Here is a 10,353-nt window from a genome sequence, read left to right as displayed (position 1 = left end):
ATCAACTTAAATTAATTCCGCCAACGGGTTATTAATACAAAGACTAACAAGCGAATAATTATGAAGAAAGTTCGAAGATTTTGTGGTATGCTGTTGCTGCTGGTTGTTTTTGGACTGCCGGTATTGCATGCGCAAACGTATGACAGATTATGGAAACAGGTAGAGCAGGCTCAGAAAAAAAGCTTGCCACAGACGGTGATAAAGCTGGCCGATGAAATTTATCGGAAAGGTGAAAGGGAACAGAATGCTCCTCAAATGTTGAAGGCTTATCTGTGCCGGGAAACTTATCAGCAAAAGTTGGCTCCGGACAGTCTCTATTCCAATCTGGCAAATATGGAACGTTGGGTTTTGGCAGAGAAGGATCCTGTGAACAAGGCTATTCTGCACTCTTTACTGGCACGTGAGTATGCCGATTTGATGCAGGCTAACCGGCGCGCTTTGTCTTCACGTACCTTACTGGATGTTGATGAGGCTCCCGGAGATATTCGGGAGTGGAGTATCGGCCAGTTTGTAGATAGGATTGACGAACATGCCCGTGCCTCTTTGCAGGACTCGGTTCGTTTGCTTGAAATCTCTTCTGAAAAGTATATACCTTTTGTGGTGTTGGAAGAAGGGAGCCGTTTTTATCGGCACGATCTGTATCATCTGCTGGCAAGCCGTGCCGTATCGACTTATGGGCTTTTGGCGAATTTTGACGTGGATTCTCTGATACATAATCGTATAAACAGTATCTACGGGAACATGATCAATGCTTACCGGCATCGGGCAGGTTCGGAAGACGCTGTTTTGCTCTGTTCTTTGGACTTTTGGGACTGGAAGATTTCCGGTGGTCTCGGCAGTGAACCTTATCAGACTTTAAGAATGAGGAGAGACTTGATAAATAAAGAGTATCTCCGGGCATTGGACAATTTGATTGATGAGTTTGGTGAGCGTGATGTTTGTGCGGAAGCTTATATAAAGAAAGCTTCTTATTTACGTACAGGAATAGAGGGACGTAGCATTGCCGAGGCATTGAAGGTATGCGATGAGGGATTGAAACGTTATCCTTCCTATAGACGTGTCAATGAACTGAAGAATATACGTGAACAGATTTTGCAGCCCGAACTCGTCGTGACTACCCGTGGAGGCGGATATCCCGGTGACTCGGTCAATCTGAATGTACACTTCGGCAATCTGTCCGGGTTTACTCTGAACCTGTATGCCACTAATTTGAGTGAAGTGCCCTGGATGGATCATGGCATCAACAAGGACACCTATAAAAAATATGCCCGGAAGAAGCTGTCTTCCAGTCATTTTGACTTGAAGCCGTTGCCCGGCAGGGGGAAATTGCCGGAGGACGTGCCCTATCTTTCTACAGATACGGTCTTTAAATTTAAAATGCCCCAAGAAACGGGAGTCTATATTCTTCAGGTTGTGTCTGACGGAGGCACGGTCCGTACGGAAGACAAGTTTTTGGTATCTACCCGTTTCAAGGTACTGACACTGAATCTGGGAGACGGACGTATGGAAGTAACCGCATTGGATGCCCATGACGGACAGCCGGTTGCCGACGCACAGGTCAGTTTCTATTCCTCCTATAATGAACAGGGCCGGAAGTTGGTGGAAAAGGTGGTGACTGATGCCGGTGGAAAGGCTGTCTTGACTTGGAAGGATGGAATCCGCAGCTATGTGGCTCGCAAGGGAGATGATACAGCGATGATGCCGCAGACTGTTTATATGAATCGCCCCTACAACGATAATATGGATACCGGCTGGAAGCAAGTGGCTCTATTGACGGACCGTTCGCTTTATCGTCCCGGCCAGACTGTTTATGTAAAAGGAATTGCCTATAAGCAAAATAAGGATAGTGCCTGTGTGCTGGAAGGGGTTGACTATGAACTGGTCCTTTGGGATGTAAATCGTAAGAAACTTGCTTCCCAAAAGGTGAGAACCAATGATTTCGGCTCTTTTAGTACTGAGTTTGTACTTCCGTCCGCTTGTCTGAACGGAATGTTCAGCATACAGACCGGAGACCCTCAATCTACCGTGTCTTTCAGGGTGGAAGAGTATAAACGTCCTACTTTTGAAATAAACTTTACCCCGGTTGCGGAGGCTTACCGGCTGGGCGATAAAGTAATGTTGAAAGGAAACGTCAAGGCATTTAACGGTATGACAGTGCAAGAGGTGCCGTTGGCTTATACCGTGACTCGCCGGAGTCCGAGAATGGGTTATTGGGGGGATGCTGACAAACCGTTGCTGGCAGATACCTTGCAGCTGGATGCCGACGGTGATTTTGCCATTCCGCTGACTTTGGATGCACCCGCCGGAGAGAATGCAGGCCGGTTGGGCAATGTCTATACTTATCATGTGGAAGCTGTGGTGACGGATGAGGCCGGTGAAACACAGACTGCTTCTTATAATTTGTTGGCAGGGCCTAAAGCCTATTCATTGGATGTACGTCTGCCTCAATATATTTGCAAGGAAGACAGCCTGTCCTTTGTGTGGGGGGTAAATAATATAATGGGCGTTCCCCAGGATATAAAAGGTTCTTACCGTATTTATCCGGCTGAAAACAGATCTGGATTCAGAAATGTAAAAGCAGGCAAAAAAGCGGAACAGGCTGTTCTGACGGGAGATTTTATCGCGAATCAACGTCAGGATTTCCCGGTTTGGAGCAAGCTGCCTTCGGGAAGCTATAGCCTGGAACTTTCCGTTCGTGACAGTTTAGGGCACGAAGAGGATAATGGGGAATATGGCGGTGACCGTTTCATGCTGTTCTCAAAAAATGATGTACGTCCGGCTGCATTTACGGAGCTGTTCTATTATAAGGAGAACGAAGAGTTTGATGCCCGTCATCCTGCCGCTTTCCTGCTGGGTACCTCTTATCAGGAAGCGTATGTGCTTATGGATGTATTTTGTGACAGAAAACGTATTGAGAGCCGTGTCTTGCACTTGAACGATACAATTGTCCGCATGGAATTTCCTTATAAGGAGATGTATGGAGAAGGAATCACTGTTCTTTTCAATTTTGTGAAAGGCGGGGAAATGTACAGCCATCAGGTGTATCTGAAGAAGCGGCAGCCCGAGCGCACCCTTGACATGAAGTGGGAGGTATTCCGTGACCGTTTGCGTCCCGGACAGAAAGAGGAGTGGAAGCTTGTCATAAAGACGCCCCAGGGCTTGCCTGCCACTGCCGAGATGTTGGCAACTATGTATGACGCTTCTTTGGATAAAATCTATAGTCGCGACCAGTTGCTGAAGGTCTTTTATCCGAGTTATTTATATGGGGCTTTCCGTAATGCAAGCCATTACGACACCAATTTTTTCTCAGTCTATTTTCCGTTGAAGGCTTGGAAAGTACCTGCTTGGCAGTTTGACCATTTCTGTTCTCCTTACATGGATGATGTGTTGCGGATAGTGATGGTTGAAGATAACGCTTCTTTGGAGGAGACTGTAGTAGTAGGGTATGGAAATGTGCGGACAAAGTCTGCGACCGGAAGATTGAATGCGCATAGCCTGAATAGTGCTGCGGCGAAAGTGGAGATGAAATTTGTTCCTGCTGCCGAATCCGGGGAGCGGCTTGCAACGGCTGAGGATATCGGAGTCAGTGATGTTGTTTTTGAAGAAGAATTCATCCCTGTGGGTGCACAGACTTTGCAACCTGCGGTAGATCTTCGCACCAATTTTGCAGAAACGGCTTTCTTCTATCCGCAGCTCCGTACCAATGAACAGGGAGAAATCGCTTTCTCCTTTGTGATGCCGCAAAGCTTGACCCGTTGGAACTTCCGGGGATACTCACATACCAAGAATATGATGACGGGAATGCTCGATGCGTCTGCCGTTACCGCCAAGGAGTTTATGCTTACGCCGAATATGCCTCGTTTTGTCCGTGTAGGCGACAAGACACAGATAGCCGCTTCTGTAGCCAATCTGACCGGTAAGGCGGTAAAGGGAACAGTGACATTTACTCTTTTCGACCCGATGACGGAAAAGGTTGTTGCTACCCAACGCCGGAAATTCTCGGTGGAAGAGGGAAAAACATCTGCTGTTGACTTCCATTTTGAGGTGACAGGCCGTTATGATTTACTAGGGGTTCGTATGGTTGCCGATGGTGGGGCGTTCAGTGATGGCGAACAACATCTGTTGCCTGTATTGAGCAATAAAGAGTATATAACAGAAACGCTTGCGATGCCTGTTCGTGGAGAAGAAACACGTACATTCTCATTGGATAGCCTGTTCAATCATAATGCCCGTACGGCGACCGAACGTCGTTTGACGGTAGAGTTTACCGGAAATCCTGCCTGGTATGCCGTGCAAGCTTTACCGGTGCTGAGCTTGCCATCCACAGAGAATGCTATATCCTGGGCTACTGCTTATTATGCCAATAGTCTGGCCGGATTTATAGCCAACAGCCAGCCGCGTATCAAGGCAGTGTTCGATCGTTGGAAACTGGCAGGTGGAACTAAAAATACTTTCCTCAGCCGGTTGGAGAAGAACCAGGACGTGAAGAATATCTTGCTCGCCGAATCACCTTGGCTGCTTGAAGCTACTACCGAGGCGGAACAACAGGCACGTATCGCCACTTTATTTGATGTTAACCAAATGAATGGCCGTAATCTCTCAGCCTTCACCAAGTTGAAAGAATTGCAGGGTGAAGATGGTGGATGGAGTTGGTACAAAGGCATGTCCGGCAGTCAATATATCACCGGTTATGTCACCGGATTATTAGTACGTCTTCCTTTAATGACGAAAGAACCACTTCCTTCAGAAGTAGTTGAAATGAAACAGAAAGCTTTTGCTTTTCTGCATAAGCAGGCTTTGGAGGAATACCGTATGATTCGTAAGGCGGAAAAGAACGGTGCTAAGATCACTACTATTTCCGATGCTACCATGAATTACCTTTATCTGGTAGCCCTCGGTAACGAAAAGGTACCTGCTGCAAACGAAGCTGCTTACCGCTACTTCCTTTCTATGGTGAATCGTAATCTTGAAAACGGAACAATGGTACGCAAGGCACAGTCTGCTGTCATCTTGTTGAAAGCCGGACGTACCGGCCAAGCGAACGAGTTCTTGGCGTCCATCAAGGAACACTTGGTGCGGACGGATGAAATGGGAGCTTATTTTGCTTTCCATGCCAATCCGTATGCTTGGGGAATGTTGCCCATACCTGCTCATGTAGAAGTGATGGAAGCCCTGCTTATGGCAGGTGGTAATGAAGCTTTGGTAGAAGAGATGAAACTTTGGCTGTTGAAACAAAAGCAGACTGTCGGCTGGAATTCTCCGGTGGCTACCGCTGATGCCGTTTATGCTTTGCTTTGCCAGGGCGGCAACTTGTTGGAGAACGGTGGAGATGTACGTATTGTTTTGGGCGGTAAAGTTCTGGAGACGTTTTCTCCGGCAAAAACCACTGTTCCCGGATTGGGATACGTAAAGGAGACCTTTACGCAAGGCAGCCCCGAGTTGGAAGCCAACTCCGTTACTGTTGAGAAACGGGATGCGGGCATTGCCTGGGGAGCTGTTTACGCTCAGTATCTTTCCCCGATATCTGATGTGAAACAACAGGGGGGCGAATTGAATGTTAAAAAAGAGTTATATGTAGAACATATTGCAGCCGATGGCAAGAAGTCCTTGCGACCAATTACTGATGTTGCTCAATTATCCGTTGGTGATAAAGTTGTTTCACGCCTGACCATCAGCTTGGACCGGGCTATGGACTTCATCCAATTGAAAGACCAGCGTGGTGCTTGTTTCGAACCGGTAGGAGCACTTTCCGGTTATCGATGGAATAATGGTTTCGGCTATTATGTGGAAGTAGAAGATGCTGCCACCAACTTTTTCTTCGATCATTTGGGTAAGGGGGTCTATGTGCTGGAACATAGTTACCGCATAGCGCGTGGTGGAACCTACGAAACCGGCCTGGCTACCATCCAGTGTGCCTATGCTCCGGAATATGCTTCACACTCAACTGGTGGAACTGTAGTTATAAAATAACAGGGAAACTTTAAAATAGTGATCAGTGTTTAGTGATAAGTGATTTGATAGGAATAAGCAAATCACTTATCACTATTTATTTTAGGTACTCTCAACGAAAACTCCTATTTTTGTGCAGCTAATTAAAGACAGCGTATAAAGGAAAGAAGCTCCTCACTGCCTAAAAATAGAAATGATGAAGACTGAAGAAATAAAAGACTTGTTCAAAAAGTTTGAGGGCATGTGCTTCTAACGAGATATGCTTGTAAGTCGTGGTATTAAGAAAAAACTTTGATAATAAGATAGATGAAGCGAATACTTATAACATTATTTTCAATAACCGCGTTAGTGGGTACAGCCGTGGCTCAGCCCCGTTTTACCTCCAATACCGAAATGCATAGTTTCGGTCAGATAGAATGGAAGCATCCGGTGACGGCGCAATATACCGTTACGAATACGGGTGACCAGCCTTTGGTGCTCACTGAGGTAGATCCGGATTGTGCCTGTTCTGTGGCTCAATGGACCAAGACTCCCATTGCTCCGGGGGCTAAAGGCACTGTCAGTGTGACGTTCGATGCAGAGGCTTTGGGGCATTTCCAGAAATCCGTTGCGATATATACCAATGCGCAGCCCCATTTGGTGTATCTGAAATTCAATGGAGAGGTTGTGCGGGAAATCAAGGATTTTACCAAGACCCATCCGTACCTCATCGGGCAGATCCGTATTGACAGGAACAGTCTTGACTTTCCCGATGTGCAGCATGGGGAGAAACCGGTGCTTCACATGGGGGTAGTAAATCTCTCCGAACGCCCGTACGAACCTGTCTTGATGCATTTGCCCCCTTATCTCCGGATGGAAGCGAAGCCCCATGTATTGCAGAAAGGAGAAAAAGGCATGATTACCTTGACGTTGGATTCTGAGAAACTGGCTGACCTTGGACTGACGCAAACTTCTGTCTATCTGGCACGTTTTGCCGGTGACAAGGTAGGAGATGAAAATGAGATCCCGGTTTCCGCTATCCTTTTACCGGACTTCTCCGGCATGACTGATACGGAAAAGGCAAATGCGCCGGCAATCAGCCTTTCTGCCAAGGATATTGACATGAGTCCTGTTTTGGCCAAGAAGTCAAAGGCCCGCCAGGATATCATTTTAACCAATACCGGGCGTGCGCCGTTACAGATAAGCAAACTGCAGGTATTCCATCCGGCGGTAGGTGTCAGTCTGAAGAAGAGTCTGTTGCAACCGGGTGAAAGCACCCGCCTGCGTGTGACGGTGGTGAAAAGGAATATCGGTAAGAAACGCCGTCATTTGCGTCTGCTGATGATAACGAACGATCCGATGCAACCGAAGGTAGAAATCAATATTAAGGCGAAACAATAAGAAATCCATCAATCAGAAATCTTATCATGGAACATCCCGAGAATAGTGAAGCATACAAGGGCTTGGTTGTCAATGCAGGTGTTGAGCAACCGTCATCTGTCAATCCTTATTTGAAGCGGAAACCAAAGAAACGTCAACTTTCCGTTGCAGAATATGTGGAAGGTATTGTGAAGGGCGATGTTACGATACTGAGCCAGGCCGTAACATTGGTGGAAAGCGTGAAACAGGAACATCAGGCGATAGCGCAGGAGGTGATAGAGAAGTGTTTGCCTTATTCGGGAAATTCTGTCCGTATAGGCATCAGCGGTGTGCCCGGTGCCGGTAAGAGTACTTCTATCGATGTATTCGGGCTGCACATCCTTGAAAAATATGCCGGAAAATTGGCGGTCCTTGCCATCGACCCCAGCAGCGAACGGAGCAAAGGTAGCATTTTGGGTGACAAGACACGTATGGAACAGTTGTCCGTGCATCCCAAATCATTTATCCGTCCCAGTCCGTCGGCGGGTTCATTGGGCGGTGTAGCCCGTAAGACCCGGGAAACGATTGTACTTTGTGAAGCCGCCGGTTTTGACAAGATATTCGTGGAAACGGTCGGGGTGGGACAGAGTGAAACAGCCGTGCATTCTATGGTGGATTTCTTCCTGTTGATCCAGCTGGCTGGTACGGGGGATGAGCTGCAAGGCATCAAACGCGGCATCATGGAGATGGCGGACGGTATTGTTATCAATAAGGCGGACGGGGATAATCTGGAGCGTGCCAAGCTGGCGGCAGCGCAATTCCGCAATGCCCTGCACCTTTTCCCTGCTCCGGAAAGCGGCTGGACGCCTCAGGTGCTTACTTACTCCGGATTTTATAATTTAGGGGTGAAGGAAGTCTGGGACATGGTATATCAATATATTGATTTTGTTAAAGACAACGGTTATTTTGAATACCGTCGTAATGAGCAAAGCAAATATTGGATGTATGAGACCATCAACGAACAGCTTCGCGACAGTTTTTATCATAACCCCAAGATTGAAGCGATGCTGGCGGACAAGGAAAAACAGGTGTTGCAGGGGAATCTGACTTCTTTCGTGGCGGCCAAGAATCTGCTTGATGCCTATTTTTCCGAACTGAAGAAATAAACTCCATTAAACGTAAGAAATCATGGAAGTACAGGCCAACTATATCAAACGTATCGTCATACACGGACTGTGGCACCGATACGATATCGCATGGGATTTGCGTCCCGACGTCAACATTCTTTCCGGAATCAACGGAGTGGGAAAGACCACTATCCTGAACCGTTCGGTCAACTATCTGGAACAGACTTCCGGAGAAGTGAAAAGTGATGAAAAGAACGGGGTGCATGTCTTTTTTGATAATCCGGAGGCTACTTTCATACCGTACGATGTCATTCGTAGCTATGACCGTCCGCTCATTATGGGGGATTTTACGGCCCGTATGGCCGATCCGGAAGTGAAGTCGGAACTGGACTGGCAGATTTATCTGCTGCAGCGCCGTTATCTGGACTATCAGGTCAATGTAGGCAACAAGATGATTGACTTGCTGGGCGGTGATGAAGAACAGCGTGGCTTGGCTCCTGCCCTGTCTATACCCAAACGGAAATTCCAGGATATGATGGACGACCTGTTCAGCTATACCCGCAAGAAGATTGACCGCAAGAGCAATGACATCATCTTTTATCAAGACGGTGAACGCCTTTCTCCTTATAAACTTTCATCCGGTGAGAAGCAGATGCTTGTAATCCTGCTGACTGTCCTGGTGCGGGACGGGGACCATTGCGTGCTCTTCATGGACGAACCCGAGGCGTCGTTGCACATAGAATGGCAGCAGAAGCTTATCGGCATGATACGCAATCTGAACCCTAATGTACAGCTGATTCTTACAACGCATTCTCCGGCGGTCATTATGGAAGGCTGGCTGGATGCCGTGACGGAAGTTAGCGATATTTCAACCGGTATAGACGATAGTGGCAAGACGGTAAAGTGACAAGGTGAACATGGCGACTTCTTTAAGACATAATTTGACCTCGGCCTATCTGGACGCTGCCCGCAAGCTTTCGCCGAAGAAAACTCGCAGGCGTATTGTGGCGTATGTGGAAAGTTATGACGATATAGCTTTCTGGCGGACATTGCTGTCGGAGTTTGAAAATGACGAACGTTATTTTCAAGTGATGCTTCCTTCGGCCACTTCGTTGGCAAAAGGAAAGAAGATGGTGCTGATGAACACCTTGAATACGGCTGAACTGGGGCGCAGCCTGATTGCCTGTGTAGATAGTGATTATGATTTCCTGTTGCAGGGGGCCACCAATGTGTCGCGCAAGATCAACCGGAATCCTTATATTTTCCAGACTTACGGATACGCCATAGAGAACTTCCATTGTTTTGCGGACAGCCTGCGTGAGGTCTGTGTGCAGGCTACGCTGAACGACCGGTTTATACTGGACTTTCCGGCATTCTTGAAACGCTATTCGCAGATAGCTTACCCGTTGTTCTTATGGAATGTCTGGTTTTATCGCCAACATGACACACATACTTTCCCCATGTACGATTTTAATGCTTGCGTACGTCTGCAGGAAGTCAATATCCGTCATCCTTATAGCAGCCTGGATGCAATGCAGCGCACGGTATCGGCGAAACTTTCTGAACTGGAAACCCGTTTCCCGAAGTACATAGAGCATGTCGACCGTTTGGGAGAAGAACTGCAACGCCTGGGATTGACTCCCGATACCGCTTATCTTTACATCCAAGGACACCATATCATGGATTGTGTGGTCTTGAAGCTACTCATACCGGTGTGTACCGTCCTGCGCCGCGAACGGGAACAGGAAATCAAACGGTTGGCGGAGCATAACGAACAGTTCCGTAATGAACTGACCGGTTATGAGAACAGCCAGGCCAATGTGGAGTTGATGCTGAAGAAAAACAGCGGCTATAAAAACCTTTATCTTTATCAGTGGTTGAAAGAAGATATCCGGGAATTCCTGGAACGGGAGAAACTTGAATGAAGAAAAAAATATCG

Annotated in this window: 5 protein-coding genes; all 5 read left to right on the top strand. The window is 47.4% G+C overall.

The features are described 5' to 3' along the window. Window positions 1–60 precede the first annotated feature (60 nt). The 5 genes from HMPREF9446_RS09280 to HMPREF9446_RS09260 all read left to right on the top strand — a co-directional run bounded on the left by HMPREF9446_RS09280 (window position 61) and on the right by HMPREF9446_RS09260 (window position 10,339). Entirely contained in the window at window positions 61–5,970 is a 5,910-nt protein-coding gene (locus HMPREF9446_RS09280) for an alpha-2-macroglobulin family protein (protein WP_009125354.1), read from the top strand. Between the two features lie 285 nt (window positions 5,971–6,255). After that, the gene (locus HMPREF9446_RS09275; RefSeq protein WP_009125353.1) at window positions 6,256–7,329 is read left to right on the top strand and encodes a DUF1573 domain-containing protein; all 1,074 of its coding nucleotides are present in this window, start codon (window positions 6,256–6,258) and stop codon (window positions 7,327–7,329) included. A gap of 26 nt (window positions 7,330–7,355) precedes the next feature. Then, the gene (meaB, locus tag HMPREF9446_RS09270; RefSeq protein ID WP_009125352.1) at window positions 7,356–8,453 is read left to right on the top strand and encodes a methylmalonyl Co-A mutase-associated GTPase MeaB; all 1,098 of its coding nucleotides are present in this window, start codon (window positions 7,356–7,358) and stop codon (window positions 8,451–8,453) included. A 22-nt stretch (window positions 8,454–8,475) separates the two neighbouring features. Further along, window positions 8,476–9,321, top strand: coding sequence for an AAA family ATPase (locus HMPREF9446_RS09265; RefSeq protein ID WP_009125351.1), 846 nt, complete (start codon window positions 8,476–8,478; stop codon window positions 9,319–9,321). A 10-nt stretch (window positions 9,322–9,331) separates the two neighbouring features. Beyond that, entirely contained in the window at window positions 9,332–10,339 is a 1,008-nt protein-coding gene (locus HMPREF9446_RS09260; protein ID WP_009125350.1) for a DUF4435 domain-containing protein, read from the top strand. Window positions 10,340–10,353: the final 14 nt, after the last annotated feature.

The organism is Bacteroides fluxus YIT 12057 (assembly GCF_000195635.1).
GTDB classification, from domain to species: Bacteria; Bacteroidota; Bacteroidia; order Bacteroidales; family Bacteroidaceae; genus Bacteroides; species Bacteroides fluxus.
Note: the sequence above shows the minus strand (reverse complement) of the source record. Positions and strands in the feature narration are given on the sequence as shown.